General features: G+C 70.9%; 18 protein-coding genes. 7 read left to right on the forward strand and 11 right to left on the reverse strand.

Annotated elements, in window-relative coordinates; genetic code table 11:
• Positions 1-15: 15 nt before the first annotated feature.
• The 4 genes from ABD999_RS08665 to ABD999_RS08680 all read right to left on the reverse strand — a co-directional run bounded on the left by ABD999_RS08665 (position 16) and on the right by ABD999_RS08680 (position 4,938).
• On the reverse strand, positions 16-144 hold the full coding sequence (locus ABD999_RS08665; RefSeq protein WP_271279931.1) for a hypothetical protein: 129 nt from the start codon (positions 142-144) through the stop codon (positions 16-18).
• A gap of 66 nt (positions 145-210) precedes the next feature.
• On the reverse strand, positions 211-3,027 hold the full coding sequence (locus ABD999_RS08670) for a helix-turn-helix transcriptional regulator (RefSeq protein ID WP_271279930.1): 2,817 nt from the start codon (positions 3,025-3,027) through the stop codon (positions 211-213).
• Positions 3,028-3,109: 82 nt separating this feature from the next.
• Entirely contained in the window at positions 3,110-3,715 is a 606-nt protein-coding gene (locus ABD999_RS08675) for a 2'-5' RNA ligase family protein (RefSeq protein ID WP_219551266.1), read from the reverse strand.
• 191 nt (positions 3,716-3,906) lie between these two features.
• Entirely contained in the window at positions 3,907-4,938 is a 1,032-nt protein-coding gene (locus tag ABD999_RS08680; RefSeq protein ID WP_271279929.1) for an aminoglycoside phosphotransferase family protein, read from the reverse strand.
• 121 nt (positions 4,939-5,059) lie between these two features.
• Between ABD999_RS08680 and ABD999_RS08685 the strand changes: the two genes are divergently transcribed.
• Positions 5,060-5,749, forward strand: a complete 690-nt coding sequence (locus tag ABD999_RS08685; RefSeq protein WP_271279928.1) for a DUF899 domain-containing protein — start codon at positions 5,060-5,062, stop codon at positions 5,747-5,749.
• On the opposite strand, the gene ABD999_RS08690 is transcribed toward ABD999_RS08685, so the two are convergent.
• Positions 5,689-6,378: a DUF998 domain-containing protein gene (locus ABD999_RS08690; RefSeq protein WP_271279927.1), complete on the reverse strand. Its 690-nt coding sequence runs from the start codon at positions 6,376-6,378 to the stop codon at positions 5,689-5,691. The two genes, ABD999_RS08685 and ABD999_RS08690, sit on opposite strands and share 61 nt — an antisense overlap.
• A gap of 78 nt (positions 6,379-6,456) precedes the next feature.
• Complete coding sequence (locus ABD999_RS08695; protein ID WP_271279926.1) at positions 6,457-7,677, reverse strand: erythromycin esterase family protein; 1,221 nt, start codon at positions 7,675-7,677, stop codon at positions 6,457-6,459.
• A 277-nt stretch (positions 7,678-7,954) separates the two neighbouring features.
• Here ABD999_RS08695 and ABD999_RS08700 point away from each other — a divergent pair, with 277 nt between their 5' ends.
• From ABD999_RS08700 to ABD999_RS08720, 5 genes are all read left to right on the forward strand, one after another.
• Positions 7,955-8,437: a DoxX family protein gene (locus ABD999_RS08700; protein WP_219551256.1), complete on the forward strand. Its 483-nt coding sequence runs from the start codon at positions 7,955-7,957 to the stop codon at positions 8,435-8,437.
• Between the two features lie 482 nt (positions 8,438-8,919).
• The gene (gene dprA / locus ABD999_RS08705) at positions 8,920-9,897 is read left to right on the forward strand and encodes a DNA-processing protein DprA (RefSeq protein ID WP_271278827.1); all 978 of its coding nucleotides are present in this window, start codon (positions 8,920-8,922) and stop codon (positions 9,895-9,897) included.
• On the forward strand, positions 9,894-10,655 hold the full coding sequence (locus tag ABD999_RS08710) for a ComF family protein (protein ID WP_271278828.1): 762 nt from the start codon (positions 9,894-9,896) through the stop codon (positions 10,653-10,655). The genes dprA and ABD999_RS08710 overlap by 4 nt, the downstream gene beginning before the upstream one ends.
• Before the next feature lie 265 nt (positions 10,656-10,920).
• Entirely contained in the window at positions 10,921-12,033 is a 1,113-nt protein-coding gene (locus ABD999_RS08715) for a winged helix DNA-binding domain-containing protein (RefSeq protein ID WP_271278829.1), read from the forward strand.
• A 95-nt stretch (positions 12,034-12,128) separates the two neighbouring features.
• Positions 12,129-12,515 carry a TraR/DksA family transcriptional regulator gene (locus ABD999_RS08720; protein WP_271278830.1) on the forward strand — a complete coding sequence of 129 codons (387 nt, stop codon included), beginning with the start codon at positions 12,129-12,131 and terminating at the stop codon, positions 12,513-12,515.
• A gap of 7 nt (positions 12,516-12,522) precedes the next feature.
• Here ABD999_RS08720 and ABD999_RS08725 read toward each other — a convergent pair whose 3' ends face one another.
• Genes ABD999_RS08725 through ABD999_RS08735 form a run of 3 tightly spaced genes read right to left on the reverse strand, consistent with a single transcriptional unit; the run spans position 12,523 to position 15,679 of the window.
• Positions 12,523-13,722, reverse strand: coding sequence for a ferritin-like domain-containing protein (locus ABD999_RS08725; RefSeq protein ID WP_271278831.1), 1,200 nt, complete (start codon positions 13,720-13,722; stop codon positions 12,523-12,525).
• Entirely contained in the window at positions 13,719-14,558 is an 840-nt protein-coding gene (locus ABD999_RS08730) for a phosphate/phosphite/phosphonate ABC transporter substrate-binding protein (protein ID WP_271278832.1), read from the reverse strand. The genes ABD999_RS08725 and ABD999_RS08730 overlap by 4 nt, the downstream gene beginning before the upstream one ends.
• The gene (locus ABD999_RS08735; protein ID WP_271278833.1) at positions 14,555-15,679 is read right to left on the reverse strand and encodes an acyl-CoA dehydrogenase family protein; all 1,125 of its coding nucleotides are present in this window, start codon (positions 15,677-15,679) and stop codon (positions 14,555-14,557) included. Before ABD999_RS08735 ends, ABD999_RS08730 begins: the two co-directional genes overlap by 4 nt.
• Before the next feature lie 304 nt (positions 15,680-15,983).
• Here ABD999_RS08735 and ABD999_RS08740 point away from each other — a divergent pair, with 304 nt between their 5' ends.
• On the forward strand, positions 15,984-16,727 hold the full coding sequence (locus ABD999_RS08740) for an MBL fold metallo-hydrolase (RefSeq protein WP_271278834.1): 744 nt from the start codon (positions 15,984-15,986) through the stop codon (positions 16,725-16,727).
• A 155-nt stretch (positions 16,728-16,882) separates the two neighbouring features.
• On the opposite strand, the gene ABD999_RS08745 is transcribed toward ABD999_RS08740, so the two are convergent.
• Together ABD999_RS08745 and ABD999_RS08750 are read right to left on the reverse strand one after the other, a co-directional pair.
• A complete protein-coding gene (locus tag ABD999_RS08745; protein WP_271278835.1) occupies positions 16,883-17,089 on the reverse strand; it encodes a DUF397 domain-containing protein in 207 nt (68 codons plus the stop codon).
• Positions 17,080-17,907, reverse strand: a complete 828-nt coding sequence (locus ABD999_RS08750) for a helix-turn-helix domain-containing protein (protein WP_271278836.1) — start codon at positions 17,905-17,907, stop codon at positions 17,080-17,082. The genes ABD999_RS08745 and ABD999_RS08750 overlap by 10 nt, the downstream gene beginning before the upstream one ends.
• Positions 17,908-18,196 lie beyond the last annotated feature (289 nt).

Below are 18,196 nucleotides of genomic sequence, written 5' to 3' on the forward strand. Positions count from 1 at the left end.
TTCTGGAGGGGGTGGTCAGGCGGGCTCGAAGCCGTCGGGCGGCAGGAGCGGCTCAGGCGGCTCTGACGGCTCGGGCGGCTCGGGCGGCTCCGTCGCCTCTTCCTGGCGGTCGTCGGGGCCGGGCTCGGAGGTGGTTTCGGACATGCCGCAAGTGTCGCCACAGCCCGGCGGAATGGGGTATGGGGAGCCCTATGGGGAAAAATCCCCAATCTAGGAATTCAGGTGGCGGGCGAGCTCCGTCCGTGACCGCGCCCCGACCTTGCGCATGGCCGCGCTCACGTGCTTGTCCACCGTCTTCGGCGACAGGAACAACTCCTTGGCGATCTCCTGGTTGGTCAGCCCCTCCGCCGCCAGCCGGGCCACCTGCTCCTGACGGGCCGACAGCGCCTGGTCGCCGCCGTTCTGCGCGGGCGCGGGCGGCCGGACTCCCCACCGGCGGCCCAGCCCCGTGGCCCGGTCCAGGTCCCACCGGGCGCGCAGCCCGCCGTACAGCGTGACGGCCCGGCCCAGGTGGACGGCGGCCTCGGGGTCGTCCAGGGCGAACAGGCAGGCGGCCGCGTGCTCGTGCGCCTGCGCGGCCTCGTACAGCGCCGGGATCCGCTCGAACGCCTCGGCCGCCGCGGCGAACTCCCGCGCGGCCTCGGCGCCGCGCCCCCCGTCGGCGGCCAGCAGGCCGCGGGCGTGGCCGAGAGCCGGTCCGGCCAGCGGCGCGTCGAGCCCGGCCAACTGGGACGCGTGCCTGTCGATCACGTCCGCCGCCTCCGCGGCACGGCCGGCCGCCAGCAGCGCCTCCGTCAGCGCGGGCAGGGCGCGGACGGCCACCGGCCACAGCCCGCCCGCCTCCCAATGGGCGGCCGCCTCGGCGGCCGTCGCGATCGCCTGCTCCGGTTCGCCGCGCGCGGCGGCCAGCCTGAGCAGCATGCTGATGGGCAGGACGAGGTCGTCGAACTGGCCGCGCGACTGGGCCATGGCGATCGCGTCGAGCAGGGGCGGCAGCGCCGCCTCCTGCCGCCCGAGCACCGCGCCCAGGCAGGCGGCCACGATGTCGACCAGGATGCGCTCGTGCGGTTCGTCGCCGAAATGGCCGCGCAGCTCCTCCAGCCGCGCGGCCAGCCCGTCCCACGAGCCGTCGAAGTAGTCGGCGGCGGCCAGGTTCACCAGGCAGCGGAGCTCCAGCCGCCCGCGGAGATCGGGCTCGGCCCCGTCCTCGATCGCCGCGGCCAGCAGGCGGCGGGCCTTGCGGTGGTGACCGCTGAACAGGGCCGCGCCCCCGATGGACCGGTAGGCGTTGACCTCGCGGCGCAGCAGCCCGCGCCCGCCGGTCTCGCGCAGCAGGTCCTCCGCCAGCCCGTCCCAGCGCGGATCGCCGATCACCACGAAGATCATCGCGATCTTGCCGAGCACCAGCATCCGCATGGCGGGGTCGCCGACGGCGGGCAGGGTCGCGAGCGCCCTCTCCAGCCAGGCCCTGCTCTCGGCGGGCGGCAGGTCGCTCGGCGGGCGGCCCACTCCCACCATGGCCCAGGCGGCCAGCCCCGGCTCCTCCTCCAGGTCCTCGACCGCCTGGGCGAAGGCGTCGCCGATGCGCGCGATGTCCGTCCGCGTGCGTTCCAGGTGGAGGGCGAGCAGGAAGCGGAGCCTGCCGCGGAGCGGGCGCGGCACATCCCCTTCCAGCGCGCCGGTGATGAGGTCGGCGACGGGCGGCGGGCGCAGCAGCTCCAGCGCGGCCCAGCCCAGCTTCACCGTCAGCTCCGCCCGCCGTGCCGCCGGCAGGTCGGTGTCGCGCAGCACGTCCTCCAGCAGGCGCGCGGCCTCGGCGTCGTCGCCCAGCCTCGACGCCTGGTCGGCCGCCTCGATGGCGGTCTCCACCCACTGCTCGGCCCGTCCGGCGTGCCGCAGGTGGTGGGCCAGGCGGCCCAGCGGCACCGGTCGAAGCCCTCGTACGAGATCCGCGGCGGCGGCGTGCAGCGCCTGGCGGCGGCCGGCCGGGATCGCCTCGTAGACGGCCTGCGCCGCCAGCACGTGCCGGAACCCCACCGCGCCGCCCGTCTCGGCGAACAGCCCCGAGCCGAGCACCTCGTCGATCGCCCCGGCGTCACCGTCGGCGAGCACCTCGATGGGCACCGGCGTGCGCAGCACGGCCGCCCGCTCCGCGGCGCGCTTGGCCCCGTCGGAGAGCTGCGCGACCCGCTCGCGCACCGTGACGCGGACGCCGCTCGGCACGTCCAGCTCGTTGAGCGCGCGCCGCGCCCATCCGCCCTCCCATTTGATGAGCGTCCCCCGCGTGCGCAGCAGCGCCAGCAGCTCCTGCACCGCGAGCGGCAGGCCGGACGCCCGCGCGCGGAGGTGTTCGGCGAACTCGGCCGTCACCTGGTCGGCCTCTAGGATCGCCGACGCCATGATCCGCGTCTGGGCGGCGTCGAGCGGCGGCAGCACCAGGTGCGCCACGCTGATCGCGTCGGCCGTCCGCGCGGTGATCGCGCGCACCGCCGCCGGCGCCTCCTCGCCCCGGTACGTCAGCACCACGCGGAGCGTGCCGGGCAGCACGGACATCAGGTAAGTGAGGAACTCGACCGTCTGCCCGTCCGCCCAGTGCAGGTCCTCCACGAGCAGGACGGCGGGACCGAGAGCGGCCATGACCTCGGCGAGCCCCCGGAAGAGCCGGTGACGCTCGGCCGCCCGGTCGTCGGGCAGCCGGGGCTTCTCGGGCAGCACCCCGGCGAGCTCGGGCAGCAGGTCGCGCAGCGCTCCCGCGACCGGCGTCAGCTCCGCCCCGGCCAGATCGGGCGCGCGCCCGCGCAGCGCCTCGACGATCGGCCCCAGCGGGAACGGCTCCCTGATCTGCACGCACGACCCGCTCAGCACCCGCATCCCCGCCACCGCCGGGTCGCCGAGCAGCTCGGCGGCCAGGCGCGACTTGCCGATGCCGGCCTCGCCTTCGATCACCGCCACGGCGGGCGCGGTGGTTACGAGCGCGACGAGCCGGGCGAGCTCCTTCTCCCTGCCCACCAGAACCGGGGAGATCACTCGGCCAGCTCGCACCCGAGTATTCAACTGCACGCGCTTTCACAGATCAATCGTCACCCTATGGGCGGTTTCCAGGACGACCTCATGACGCGCCGAGCCGGACCTCCGCCACCGGGCGCCAGCTCAGCGCCGCCTCCTGGTCGACGATGTGGATGCTGCGGATCGTCACCTCACGGTCCGGCAGCCGCTCCCCTAGCGCGTCGATGACGGGGGCCGCGGGGCCGTCGGAGTTGCTGTAGGCCAGCGTGACCCGGGGAGTCCACGGCTCGTGGTCCAGGACGCCGTCGCGGCCCGTCGCCGCCCGCGTGGCGAACTTCGCCGCTTCGAGCAGCGGCCGGAGCCGCTCGACCGGCCGCGCCTCCAGCGCGACCGACTCGGGGTGGTACAGCACCCGGCCCAGCGTGACGGTGAACGGCTCGACCCTGGCGAGCTGGCCCGCCGCCTCCTGGGCCATCACCCGTACCTGGTCGCCGGTGATCTCGTCCGAGCGGCCGGCGACGAACGTGGTGAGGTGCACGGACTCGGGCGGCACCCGATCGAGACCGGGCACGCCGGCCAGGCGGTCGTGGGCCTCCTGGACGATGGCCCGCGCGCCCGGGTCATCCCCCAGCAGGACCTGCCAGTAGAGCCGGTCCTGCGGTCGCCGTCTCTCCCAGCGGTCGGCCATACGCGTGGGGAGTGAGCTCACACATCCTCCTCGGTGGGGGCGGGCAGAGCCCGAGCGGGGTTGAACGTGTCTAAACGTGCCGATCTGCTCACGTAGCGTGGTCACGATATCGGAGCCGCGCGCGCGAAGGACGGCCAATCGCTCGCCCGGCCCGGCTCAGTCCTGTGGCTTGCGCCAGACGATGCTGTAGCGCGACAGGAGAGACCGCCCGCCTACCGGTAGGCGGGGTAGTAGGGCAGCTCGGCGACCTCCCAGTGCGCGGTGGTCTCCAGGCACGCCCGTACGGCTTCCTGAACAGCGGGGAACTCGCCCGCGTCCAGATGCTCCAGCAGGTAGCCCCACCGGTGGCGCAGCAGCTGGCGCCTGCTGGGCACGGGCGTCCGGGTGGAATGCGTGGGCCGGTCCCGCTCACGCGCCCCCGGCAGCATGGCCCACGTCATGAACATGGTCCAGGTGGCCACGGCCTGCCGCACCCCCGCCGCCCAGAGTCCGTCGTCGGCCAGCTCGGGATGGACGACGACCACCTCCTCGCGGTACGCGTCCTCGATCTCCGCCGCCTGCCCGGGCGGCAGCCGGAACACGCACCAGCACGTCGCGAACGGCATGCGCACGTAGGCCGCGTCGAGAAAGGCCGAGTGGTATCCGGCCCTCTCGAAGTCGAGCACGCGCATCCCGCCCGCTGTCAGCAGGTTGTTGTCCGGGCAGATGTCACCCGGCGAGAAGACCGGGAACCGCTCCTGGTCCGCCTCCAGGGCCGCGAGCTCGGCGTCGAGGCCCGCGGGCACCGAGGGCAACACCTCTCCGAGACCACTCAGGAGACGCCGTCTCGCCTCGCCCCCGGAGTAGACGGCCCGCGCCCGCTCCCACTCCCGCCGCCTCCCCGCGCCGGCCACGGCGATCCGCCCGTACGTCCTGGCCCAGGCGAGCAGCCCGTCCCTCGCCGCCTCCGCCGACTCCCCGAGCAGCAGGTCGGCCAGACTCGGCGCGACGCCGAGATCCGACATCACGACGAGCGGGAAGGACGGGTCCACCGCCAGCAACCGCGGCCCCGACCCGCCGCAGAACGGCAGCCCGGCCGCTTCGGCCGCGAACCCCGCGACCTCCCGGTACGCCTTGACCACCACGGTGCCGCCGCCGGGGGTCGCACACCTCAGGACGTGGCTGCGCGAACTCCCGCCGAGATCGACCGGCCCGCTGACCTCCTCGCCCAGGACCGCCGCGGCCGCCGCCAAGATCCTCTCCACGCCTGCACCCTAAAGGATCGCGGTTGGCGGCATTCCTACCGAAACGTGAGGAACGCCTGCCGATGAATTCGACGGCCGGGGCAGGTCTACCTCTTTCGGACACGGCAAGCAGGGAGAAGACATGGACACGAAAGCACTACCGCCCGTCGTCGACGCCGCCACCTGGCAGCGTGAGCTCGAAGCGCTGCGGGTCAGGGAGAAGGCCGCTACCCGGGAGCTCGACGCCATCGCCGCCCAGCGCCGCCGCCTGCCGATGGTGCGGATGCCGGACTACACGCTGGAGGGCGAGGACGGACCCGTCCGCCTGGTGGACGTCTTCGAAGGCAAGAGCCAGCTGATCGTCTACAACCACATGTGGTTCCCTGGCAAGGAGTGGCAGTGCCCGGGCTGTACGGGGTTCACCTCGCAGTTCACCCGGCTGGAGTTCCTGGACGACTACGACGCCCGGTTCGTCATCGTCACCCAGGGCCCCATCGACGAGGCACTCGCCTACAAGCGGCGGGTCGGCAACAAGATGACCTGGTACTCCACCGCGAACAGCCCGTTCGGCGCCGACGTCGGCGCGCCGCCCGGCGAAGGCTTCGCCGTCAACGTGTTCCTGCGCGACGGCGACACCGTCTACCGCACCTGGCACACCAACGGCCGGGGCACCGAGCAGCTCACCCACACCTTCGCGCTGATCGACCTCCTGCCGTACGGACGGCAGGAGGAGTGGCAGGACTCGCCCGGCGGCTGGCCGCAGTCGCCCACCTACAGCCGCTGGGCCTCCTCCGAGGACATCGCGGCGCAGTACGGCGACGACAACGCCTGAGGCCCGGCGCGCAACCACCAGGAGACGACGGCGAGCCAGCTGGAGATGATCACCGCGGCGGCGGCGAACCGCAGGCTCGCGCTGTCCTCGCTCCACGGCGGCACCGTGAGGACGAACGTGGCGACGCTCGTCGCAGCGCTGTACACCGTCCGGCCGCGGCGTCCCTGACCGGCGAACCGCCGGGCGAACACGAGCCCGGCTGCGATCAGGGACAGGAACGCCGCGGCCGCGAAGACCGTGTGCAGGAGGCTGTTCACGCTGAGATGCCCGGGAAGACCCTCGGGGGCGCCGACCGGCCAGCCCAGGGCGGGGTCGGGGGCGAAGATCCCGCCGCCGATCATGCCCACGCCGTAGACGAGGACCAGCGCCGGCCCGGACGTGCCCGCCCGTCCGGGGTGCAGCGCCCGCCGGATGCCGGCCGCGAAGAGGACGGCCAGCAAGCCCGTGACCACGAAGTTCGCGATCTGGAGCCAGCCGAGATCGCCGAGTGTCAGCGAGCTCAGCGCGTGCCGGGGCAGGTCGAAGCCGGCGCGGGTGAAGGCCTGCGCGAACGAGACGACGGGGAAGAGCATCCCGGCGAGCGCGCCGCAGCTCAGCAGGAGCGTGGTTCGGCGGTGTTGGGCGGTCATGGGTCCGGTCCTTTCACGAAAGGGTGCGTACCGCATGACGACGAACGGGTAGGCGCCGGATGGACACGGGCGCCGACCCTAGAGGGGCGTGCAGGGAGTGATCACCTGCCGGTGGATGACCACGTCGAACCACTGCGCCAGCGACCCGCCTTCCATGTACGAATTCTGCGCCGCCGCCGGGACGTAGTCCGAGTAACCGCGTACCTTCGCCGGCGCGCGCAGCCACTCGCGCACGGCCTCCGGCGCCTTCGCGCGCAGGTCCACGACGTACCGGGCGCGGCCGACGTCGCCGAACACGCGGTTGGCGAAGCCGGGGTCGGGGCGCGGGACCGGCGCCGGGGCCACGCCGCAACCGTCCCCGGTGCTCAGCCTCCCGTGGTCGAACAGCACGCCGATCGAGCGGTAGCGGTCCCCGTACCAGCGGCGCAGGTAGGAGCCCGCGCTGTCGAAGGCGACCGCCTCGCCGCCGAGCACCATCCGCAGGCCCGGCGCGGCGGCGGTGTGCGCGCTCGCCGCCCAGTAGGCCACCTTGTCGCCGGTGCGGCGTTGCCACCAGCGCAGGTTCTCGGCCGCGCGGGCGTCGCGGTAGGCGTAGACGTCCTCGAAGGGCAGGCTGAACGCTTCGTACCAGGAGAGGATCTGACGGGCGTGGTGCAGGGCCAGCCGCTGCCGGTCGTTCCCGGGCAGCCCTTCGACCAGCTCGTACACCGCGTGGGCGTGACGGATGTAGGGCCGCTTGTCGGTCACCCCCATGTACCACCTCAGGTTGGCCCCGGCGTCCTCGTGGCGGGGCCGGATGGGCCGCAGGTGCCTCCGCAACTCGCCCAGCCGCTGCGGGGCGGCCTCGGTCACGTACGAGGAGACGGCGTCGTAGGCGAGGGAGCGGGTGGCGTAGTACTCCACGCCGACGAACCGCACCTTGTCGTCGTGGCCCGCGTTGTACGCCCGCAGCCAGGCGAGCACGTCGCGCACCTCGCGGTTCCGCCACGTCGTCGTCAGCTCGCCCATGAGCGCGTCGAGGTCGCCCTCGCCGGTCAGGACGTACCGGTTGACCCGCACGCTCGTCGTCCAGTCCTCCTCCCACGCGATCGAGCGGAACCCCATCTCCTCCACGAGGAAGCGCAGGACGCCGAACTTGATCGTGGCCTCCTCGTGGGTGCCGTGGCTGGACTCCCCCAGGCCCACGACGGTGGCCGCGCCGATCGCCTCCCTGGTGACCTGCTGCTGGGCGTTCTTGTCGATCCAGTCGACGACGTGCGGATCGACGGCCAGGACACCTGCCATGAGCAAGCGCACCATGATGACTCCCGTTTCTGCGAAGGGACGGTGAGCCCAGAGTCCTGCTCGGCCCGGCGCCGGCGCGTCCGCCGGGCGTCCCATCGCGAAGTACGCCCGCCGCCCTAGGGGATCGGACCGGACCTCCCCCTAGGGCGGACCCTTAGGCGTGAGGCAGTAGGCGCGTGACCCGCCGTACCTGTGAAGGCGTAGACCGACTGCCTCCCGTCGCCGGATGTTCTCCGCCGACCGTCTCGCCAGTCTGGATCCAGACGGAAACGACACCGACGGGGAGAAAGAAATGATCGAGAACGCGACCTCAAAGCTGACCACCTGGCTGTCCAGGCACAGCATCGACATCCTGCGCGTCAGCCTCGGCCTGGTCTTCGTCGCCTTCGGCACGCTCAAGTTCTTCCCAGGAGTCAGCCCGGCCGAGGCCCTCTCGGTGGCCACGCTGGAGAAGCTGTCCCTGGGCATGCTGTCGGGCTACGCCGCCCAGCTCGTGATCGCCGGCATGGAGGTCTTCATCGGCCTCACCCTGGTGACCGGCAGACTCCTGAAGACCGGACTGGTCGTGATGACCGGCGCACTGGCCGGCTTCTTCGCACCGTACGCACTGTTCTTCACCGACCTGTTCCCCGGCGCCCCCACCCTGGAGGCGCAGTACATCTTCAAGGACATCGTCCTGGCCGCCGCCGCCATGGTCATCGGCGCCCGCGCCCTGGGCGCCCGGCTGGTCCCGGCCCGCGAGCGCCGCACGGAGCGCGTTCACGTGGCGGCCTGACCCCTCCCCGACGGTGCCTCCCGGACCGGTTCCGGGAGGCACCGTTCTGCTTGAGACATAGCCCGCGTCCGGCTGCTGGGCCCCACCTCGCCTGAGCATCCGGCCCCGGCTCTGACACGGAGCTCCATCAGTTCGCGGAGACCGTGAACCGCACGGGTTCACGGAGTACCGAGGCAGCGGTGGGGAGATCGGCCAGGCGGGCGGACAACGTCTGGTGAGCGTCGTCATGCGGCACGCGGATGACATTTTCGGTAGGCACGGGCCGCCAGACACATCGTTCGTATACTCACCGTAAGAACTCAATGTCTCTGAGCTACATCAAAACTGGCTAGCCGATATCGATCATGGCTTGCCGCCATATCGATCATCGATGCAGCTCGTCAGATATCTAGTACTACTTGGCAATATGGACATATCTTCGGGCGGCATAAGCATCTGCAGTACCATAAGACACGCATTCGAACATGTGTTTGGAGAGTAGGATGCGGATCACTGAAGAGCAGTCACGACTGCTCGCGATATGCATGGTCAAAGGCGTCAGCTGGTACCTCATCGCGCGAGAGGCTCAACGTCCCAACGGCTTGGCCCGCCTATGGTCGGGCAACATCATCGAGTCCTCCCCTGAGGCGACCAAAGCCAGAGCCCTCATCACCAACAGCGCCCAGGAGCTCAATCGCTACGTCGAATCTGCCGTTCAGCAGGCCGAACTCGCGGCCGACAGCGGGGCTCGACTCGTCACTGTCGTGGACAAGGAGTATCCCGCCACCCTCCGGTTGATCTTCAACCTTCCACCGTTCCTGTTCGTCCGGGGCGAACTCCGCGAAGCGGACCTACGCAGCGTGGCCGTCGTCGGTACCCGCCAGGCGAGCGAGGACGGACTACGCCGGGCACGCCGGATGTCCGGCCTGCTCACCGAACGTCAGGTCACCGTAGTGTCCGGCCTCGCCCGAGGCGTTGACACCGCGGCGCATACTGCAGCGCTCGATACCGGCGGCAGGACGATCGCGGTCGTGGGGACGGGCATCCTGCGCTGCTACCCGGCCGAGAACCGCGCCCTGGCCGACCGGATCGCCGAGAACGGAGCCGTGGTCTCCCAGTTCTGGCCGGAAGCCAACGGCGCGACCCATACCTTTCCCCGCCGCAATGTCACCATGTCCGGCATCGCGCAAGGCACGGTGGTGATCGAAGCCGCAAGCACGTCCGGGGCGAAGATGCAGGCGCGGCTGGCGCTGGAGCATGGCAAAAGGGTGTTCCTGCTACGTAGTCTCACCGAGGCTCAGCCGTGGGCACAGGAGTACGTCAAGAAGCGCGGGGCGCTCATGGTCGAGGACGTGGACGATGTCGTGAAGAGCCTGTCCAGCCCGGATCGGATCCAAGCGGTCAACGAGTCCCGCGCTCAGATGACCCTCGACTTCGAAGATCTGAAACTGGAGGCGCCATCGCCCGGGGCGCTGTGGTGACCAGACCAGGGCGGCTGGCCTATGGCGACGGCCCACCCCCCGCCGGGTTCGGCAGTTGCGGCGAATGTCCCTACCTGCAGGCAGGGCACGTCCGCATCTGCCACGAGTGCGCATCGGAGAGCTTCCGGCCGCCGAACGAACCCAACTGCCGGATCTGCCACCAGGTGTTGCGGGGTGGCGAGCTCGCTTGCTCCAACAGGCTCTGCAGCGACCCACAGCGTGCTTTCGAGTGGACGGCTGTCGTCGGGGTCAAGGCCGGCACCCTGGAGCAGGGAGTTCTCCGACTGAAGCGCGGAGCATACGGGTGGGGGATGATCTTCGCACGGATCATCTTAGGCCACCTCTACACCCACCCCGAGCTCGTCGACGAGGTGGACGCCATCATCCCGATGCCCGCCTATCGTGAGCCACACCAGGCTCGCAAAGGCAATGATCACACTGGGTACGTCATCGAACGGGCGATCCTCGAAGACGATGAGGATCTCCCATTCGTGCTAGACCCGCCGCTCATCGAAAAGACGCGAGCCACTCCCCGAATGCGAGACACGACCTCCCTTATCGAGCGTCAGATCGCGGCGAATGAGCTGTACGCCGCGCTACGTGTGCCGGACCCGGCTCGTGTGCGAGGCCGACGCGTCATGGTCTACGACGACGTCTTCACCGCTGGTAGTAGCCTCAACGCGGTGGCCATGCGGCTCAAGGCGAGCGGCGCGGTGAACGTGTACGGGCTCACTCTGGCTCGCGCTCGGTGGCGCTGACTGCCGGCGAAGTCGCGGGAGCGGCGGCGAACTGAACGTGACGGGAAACCGTGGGAGCGTTCTCGCCCAACCGAGAAATTGATCTTCAAGTTCACCGTGCCAAGCGATCGTCATGAAGGCTGGGCGGCAGGGGCGCAGAGCTCGCGGTACGCCTCGCGCAGTTCGGCGACCTCAGGTGCCCCCGGGCCGTCGAGGACGCGGGCGCGCATCGTAGGCCTGATTGTCGGTGGCGAAGGCTACGGTGAGCGCGAGGAGGCGTTAACCAGTGGAACTTTCCCCCCAGCAGGTGCTCGGCCTGCGGATGTCCAGCCTGCTGCTCCGGGCGTCGTCCGGCGGCGCCGGCGGGGCGGCGGGCGTGGCCGAGGTGGTGACTTGGCTCGGGGCGATGCAGGCGCAGGACCTGGCCAGCGGGCTGTGGTCGTTCGGCGCGCGACTGCCCGGACACACCGCCGCCGACGTCACCGCCGCGCTGGAGCGGCGGGAGGCGCTGCGCACGTGGCCGATGCGCGGCACCATCCATTTCGTCCCGTCCCGCGACGCCCGCTGGATGGTCGAGCTGATGGGCGTCCGGGTGCTGAACGGCGCGGCGAGGCGGCGCGAACAACTCGGCCTCTCGGAGGAGACCGCCGTCCAGGCCATGGACGTGCTGGGCGCGGCCCTGGCCGGCGGCGGACGGCTGAGCCGGTCGGAGTGCCTGGCCGTCCTGGCCGAGAAGGGCATCGACACCGGGGGCCAGCGCGGCTACCACCTGCTGTGGTACGCCAGCCAGCGGGGCCTGCTGTGCATCGCCCCCAACCTCGGCAACGAGCAGAGCTTCGTGCTGCTCGACGAGTGGGTCCCCGACCCGCACCGGCCGGAGCGCGACGAGGCGCTGGGCACCATGGCCCTGCGCTACTTCCGCGGCCACGGACCGACCACCCGGCAGGACTTCGCGGGCTGGACCGGCCTGACCGCGGCCGACGCCAAGCGCGGCATCGCCGTGGCCGGTGACGCGCTGGCCCGGGTGACCGTCGACGGGGTGGAGACGTACGTCGACGCCGCGCTCCTCGACACCGCCCCTCCCCCTGCCGGCGACGACGAGGTGCTCGTGCTGCCGGGGTTCGACGAATACCTGCTGGGCTACAAGGACCGCTCCCTCATGGTCGCCGACGAGCACAAGGCGGCCATCATCCCCGGTGGCAACGGGGTCTTCCGGTCCACCGTGGTGCGCGCCGGCCGGGTCGTGGCCACCTGGACACGCACCCTCACGAAGAGCGGGGTACGGATCGCCGTTCAGCCGCTCTCACCGCTCGGCGGGAGCGACCGGGCGGAGGTCGAGCGGGCGTTCGAGCCGTACGCGCGGTTCATGGAACGCACCCCGGAGGTGCGCTGGCCGTGACCCGGCGGCCGTGGTCTTCGCGGGCGATGGCGCCAGCCCAGGTCATCTCCAGGGAGGGGCGGCGAATAATCTGGTGGGGAAGGTGAGGAGCCGTGATGGCCGAACACGATCGGGACGCCGCGCTTTCCCCCTCCGAGCAGGCGACCATACGAGACCTGCTCGACGCCGACCGCCGCAGAACCACGGAGCGCATCGCCCTGCTGGGCCGCGACCGTGACGAGATCGTCACCTCGTCGGCGCTGACGGCCTCCGACGACGAGCACGACCCCGAGGGCACGTCCACGGCGTTCGAGCGGGCCCACGTCCAGGCCCTTCTCGATCAGGCCCTGACCCACCTCGCCGAGCTGGACCTCGCTTCCGAGCGGCTACGCGACGGCACCTACGGGACGTGCGCGAGGTGCGGGCAACGCATCCCCATCGAGCGCCTGAAGATCCTCCCGGCCATCAAGACCTGCGTGAAGTGCGCCTCCCGCCGCCGCTGACCCGCTCTCACATGAAGTTGCGGGTGTGCAGGGCGGCCAGGTCGGCGGCCTCGTCAGCCGGGAAACCGAGACGGACCAGGCGGTTCCTGCGCCCTTCGAGCATCTCCGTCTGGAGCAGCTGGACCGCCGCGTGCCCCCGGGCGATCGCGGCGGGACTCCACTCACCGGCTGCCAGCACGGTCAGGGCGTCGAGCACGTCCGCGTTGATGCCGGCGGTGTCGGCCAGCGCGTCGTGCCGCCGCTCGATCGCTCCTCTGAGCGTGCCCCGGAAGGCGGGATCGGCGCGGGCCTGCTCCTCCAGGTGAGCGATGCCGAAGGCCACGTGACGGGCCTCGTCCTGGTGGGCCAGGGCCACGATCCGCCGCGTGACCGGGTCGGGCGCGTACCGGTCGAGGAAGGACAGCAGGTTGAGGAAGCTGCCCTCGCCGAGCACCGACAGCAGGAACGAGGCGAGGGAGAAGTCGGGCTCGGCCAGCAGCGTCATCAGGGAGGCGCGCCCGCCGGCGGAGGAGGTCCCGAGCTCCTCGCCCTTCAGCGTCGCCCGGCGGGTGAACACCTCGACGTGCCTGGCCTCGTCCGCCGCCTGCACGGCCAGCAGCTGCATCACCTCCCGGAAGTGCGGGTGCACCCGGGCCAGCAGCCGTGCGGGGATGACCAGGGCGGCCTGTTCGTTCTCCACCAGATAGGTCATCACCTGGACGACCGCCGCCTCGATCTCGGCGGGCAGCTCGAACGGGGTGTCCCAGTCGACCGCCGCCACCGGATCCCACTGCCGGGCCACCGCCTGCAGATACAGTTTCGGCGCCAGCTCGGACCACACGGTCTCCTTGCGGTCGAAGTCGAAGCGGACCGCCGGGCCGCCCGACTCCACCAGGGCCCCACGGGCCGCCAGCCCCCAGTGCGCGGGGGGCCGGGCGACCAGGCCGGCGGGTGACGATCCACCGGCCCGTTCCGCGCCGGCCCACCGGTCGTGCCCCGCCCGGCCGCGGACCACCCACGCGCGCACCCGGCCGTCACGCTCGTCGCCAGGGAGCAGGTCGTGGCCCTCCCTGCGGCACCACGCGGCCAGGTGCACGACGAGCGCCTCGTCCGTACCGGCGACCGCGAGCCGGCCGCCGACGGGCAGCAGCGCCAGCTCCCGGCGCAGCAGGAGGTGCGCCCCCCGGTCGAACCCCACGTCCCGCAGGTCGAGGGCCCGGACCGTCACGGCCGGTAACCCTCGGCGGTGATCCGGCCGGCCAGGTCGTAGAAGCCGCCGGCGTCCACCGCGGCCTCCAGCTCGCCGTATCCGCTCGTACGGCCCGGCACCCAGGCGGTGAGACCCTCCAGATCGAGGAGCGGGCGCACCTCCGGGTCGGCGTAGGACATGCCGGTGAGCAGCTCGCCGAACAGCCGGACGGGCTCCTCCGGCGCGGAGTCGACGACGGTCATGTTGCAGTGGTCGTAGGCCGCCGTACCGACGAGGATCCGGGTGGCGCCGGGAGGCAGCGTGCCCTCGCGGCTGAAGAGCAGGTGGCTGGCGTCGACCATGCAGGCCGCGGCCACCTCGCCCGACAGCAGCGCCCGGGCGGCGTCACGCTCGCCGCCGATGTGGTCGCCGTGCAGGCCCACCCCCACCTCGAAGCGACGTACCTCGAACCGCGCCCCCGCCATGCGCAGGTGATGCAGCGGCAGAAGGGTGGCCTGCGGCGAGTCCACGGCTCCGGTGCCCACGACCTGCCCCTTGAGGTCGTCCAGGGAGGTGATGCCGGAGTCGGCGCGTACGACCACGACGGAGCGCAGATCGCGGTCGGTGTCGCGCATCACCAGGGGACGCACCGAGCGGCCGGCGGCGGCGGCCAGCCGCCGGGCGCGGACCCAGGCCAGCGGCGAGTTCCAGGCGGCGTGGACGCGTCCCGCGACGAGATCCTCGACCTGACGCTCGTAGTTGGAGTAGAGCACGAAGTCGAACGGCAGCCCGTTGCACAGGAGCCAGGAGCGGAACCCGGTCCAGATCGGCACCACCTTCGCGTCGTAGGCCACCGCTCCCATGACGAGCGTCACGACGCGTCCCCGTCGAGCAGGGGCAGGCCGAAGGAGACGCGGCCCACGAAGTCGTGCAGCGCCTCCGTGGTGGGAGCCATGACCCGGGCGGCGAGGGCGTCGCGGAAGTGCCGTTCGATGCCGAGGTCCCGCCGCAGCGCCGACCCGCCGCAGAGCCGCATGACCTCGTCGCCGATCTCGACCGACGCCTCCGCCGCGACGGCCTTGACCTGCAGGACCCGCAGCATGGCGTCCTCACGCCCGGATTCGAGCGCGGCGAGGGTGTCGTTCAGGAACGCCCGGGTCTGGTCGGCCCTGGTGCGGACGCGGGCGTAGGAGGACCTCGCCGGGAGCTGGTCCGCCAGCCGCTGCCCCAGGTGGGCCAGGTTGGTCGTGGCCAGGTGCTCGTGGGCCTTGGCCGCCAGCGCCTCGATGACGCCGAGGGAGAAGGCGGCGTTGAGCACCAGGAAGGTGGGCAGCACGGTGGTGAGCGCGATGTCGAGCCCGTCCCCGTCCGCGCCCAGCATGGCGGCGGCGGGGACGCGCACCCCTTCGGCCGCCATCGGGCTGGAGGCGTTGGCGCGCAGGCCGAGACCGTCGTAGGAGCCGCTGACCCTCAGCCCGGCCGCGTCGCGGGGCACCAGCCACAGCGTCATGGGGCCGTCACCAGACAGGGGCCGGCTCGACCAGACGTAGCCGTCCGCCTCGCCCGCCGCGGTGACGAAGCTCTTGCGCGCGTCGAGCCGGATCTCGTCCCCGTCGGCCTCGGCGGTGCTCAGCGGCGCCCAGAAGTGGCTGCGCGAACCGGCCTCGGAGAACGCCAGCATGGCCAGGTAGCGGCCCTCCGCGATGGCCCGGCGCACCTCGGCCGGGCCGTGCGCCTCGATCGCCGCGGTGGCCGAGTAGTGCATGAGAGTGATCATCGCGGTGGATCCGCAGGCGGAGGCGAGCTCGGTGATGACCTCGGCGGCGGCCCTCAGCCCCTCTCCGCCGCCGCCCACCTCCGCACTGCTGGTCAGGCCGAGCAGCCCGGCCTTGGCCAGGGCCTCGACGGCGGCGCGGGGGAACTCCCCGGTCCGGTCGGCCTGGGCCGCGGAGGGAGCGACCACGTCCGCGATCACTCCGGAGACAACGGTGTGCATGCGGTCCCTTTCACTGATTCTCGATGTGTTCCGCCAGGAAGCAGCTGTTCCCTCAGCGTGCGATGCGCCCGCTGGACCTGTCCGGCCTGACGAGGGTGCGGCCGGCTGGGCGTGCCGGACGCTGTCGATTAGCTTTCATCGGCCTTCCCGGATCTTGCTCGGGGTTCGACCATGACGTACGACCAGCGCAAAGTTACGGCTTGGCCGATTCGCAAGCGCTCAGGCACGCCGACCATCCCTCTGCGAACGCGCACGGCTGATGCGGGCGCGCCATGGTTGGTGAGCCGGCCGTTAGAGTTCATGGATGCTGCTGACAATCCTTGGCGGATGCGGCGCGTGGCCGGCGGCGGGCCAGGCCTGCAGCGGTTACCTCGTGGAGCACGACGGGTTCAGGCTGCTCGTCGACCCTGGATATGCGACGGTGCCGCGGCTGCTGGAACGGATCACCGCCGATCAGGTCGACGCGGTGTTCATCAGTCACGGACATCCCGATCACTGTGCCGACCTGAACCCGCTGTTGCGTGCGCGTGCGTTACGTGATGACCCACCGGCGCCGTTGCCGGTGTACTCGCTGCCCAGCGCCCTGGATGCGGTGCTCGCGCTGGACCGCCCGGGGATGCTGACCGACGCTTATGTCCTGCACGAGTTCAACGCCGGCGACCAGATCGCCATCGGCCCGTTCCGCGCGCAGACCCGTCTACTGCCGCACTCGGTGCCCAATGCGGGCATACGGCTGACAGCGGGCGAGCGAGTGCTCACGTACACCGGGGACACCGGCCCGAGCCCTGATGTGGTTGACCTGGCGCGCACCGCTGACCTGCTCCTGGCCGAGGCCACATTCGTGGACCGGGTCCCGCATGGTTCGCGGCGCCACCTGTCGAGCGCCCGCCAGGCAGGTCGGCAAGCCAAGGAAGCCGATGCCCGACACCTGTTACTGACTCACCTGCAGCCAGGCACAGACGCCACAGCCGCGCGAGCCGCTGCTGAGGCCGAATACGACGGCGAGATCGGCATCGCCACCTCCGGTCTCACCATCGATCTTTCTTGAGGCTTCGACAGCAGTGACGCCGATTTGCCGCCCAGGCCATCCAGGTCGAACGCCGCCGCACCGACCCCAAGAAGCGTTCTCATGTGGTGACCTCGCGTGCATGGAGACGTCGCACCGGTGACTGCCAGGGGGTGATGGAAATCGCGGCTGGCGGTTCAGCCCAGGGAGTCGAACTCTCCGGCCCTGACGCCGCTGAGGAACGCCTTCCACTCGGCGGGGGTGAAGGTCAGCTTGGGGCCGTCCGGGTTCTTACTGTCGCGCACGGCGACCACTCCGGGCAGGTTGGAGGCCACCTCCACACACTGGCCACCGCTGTCTCCCGAACGGGACGACTTCCGCCATACGGCAGAGCTCAGGTCCATTCGGATCTCGCTTTCTGGATCATTTGGAGGGATGCGTGCTCAGGATAGGCCCAGAGCCGAATCGCCTCGTAGCGGTTCCACATCGCGGTCACGGAATCGAGATCTGTGGTGACTTGTCCTTCTGCAGAGGACTCCGCGTGAATGGCGTCCGGCTGCCCGTCCGGAAGTTCCGCGATAGTGAAGGCGCCCATCAGACCTGTTAGGCAGTCCGGGCTGACTACCTGGATGGAAACGGTCGGCATCTGAGCGATTTGCAACACATAGTCGAGTTGGTCGCGCATCACCTCGGCTCCGCCGACCTTGCGGAACAGTACGCCCGAGTCGACGAGCACGAGGATGAGCGGAGGGCTGTCCCGGTCGAGGATCCTCTTGCGACGCATGCGGGCCTGGACACGTTCTTCCACCTCGTCGGAGGTGATCTGCGGAGCTTGGCTGAAGAGGTGCCGAGCGTAGGCCTCGGTCTGGAGGAGGCCGGGGATCAGGAGGGGATCCCAGGAGCGGAGGATGCGGGCCGTGGGTTCGATCTCCTCGACCCAGCTGCGAAACCAGACCGGGCCGCCGGGCTGGGCGACGATGCGCTGGTAGAGCCTGGTGAAGGAAACACCGTCGGGCGTACCGAAGAGCCGGTCCAGTCGCTCGGCGTCTGACTTCGACGGGCTCCGGGTGGCCTTCTCCAAGCGGCTCACCTGGGTCTGGGTGCAGCCGAGGCGAGAAGCCACCGCGGCCTGCGAGAGCTGCGCGGCCTCCCGCAGGCGGCGCAGCTCGGCGCCGAAGCGGACTCTCGGGGACCCGGGATCGAGAGACGGCACAACATCCATCGAATTTCCTCCTGAAATAGACGAATTGCCTGCCGCTGGATTTCGCGCCCTATCCAGTCCAGGGCAGACCAGAGAGTGTCATGAGCCTTTCTGTTTCGGACTTCCGAACCACTCACCGCCCTAATAACGAAAAGGCAGTCTAGACGCGAACCTTCCGCTCAGGGAAAGGCCGAGCCTCACCTTTTGGGCCTGTCAGAAATCCCCGGAGGGCGGAAGCGTCGAGGGAGGCGGTAGATGACAGCGGGCGAGCAGTACGAGAGATTCGGTCACCTGGCTGGAGGTGTCCCCA

The sequence above is a fragment of the Nonomuraea ferruginea genome (assembly GCF_039540635.1).
Classification (GTDB): domain Bacteria; phylum Actinomycetota; class Actinomycetes; order Streptosporangiales; family Streptosporangiaceae; genus Nonomuraea; species Nonomuraea ferruginea.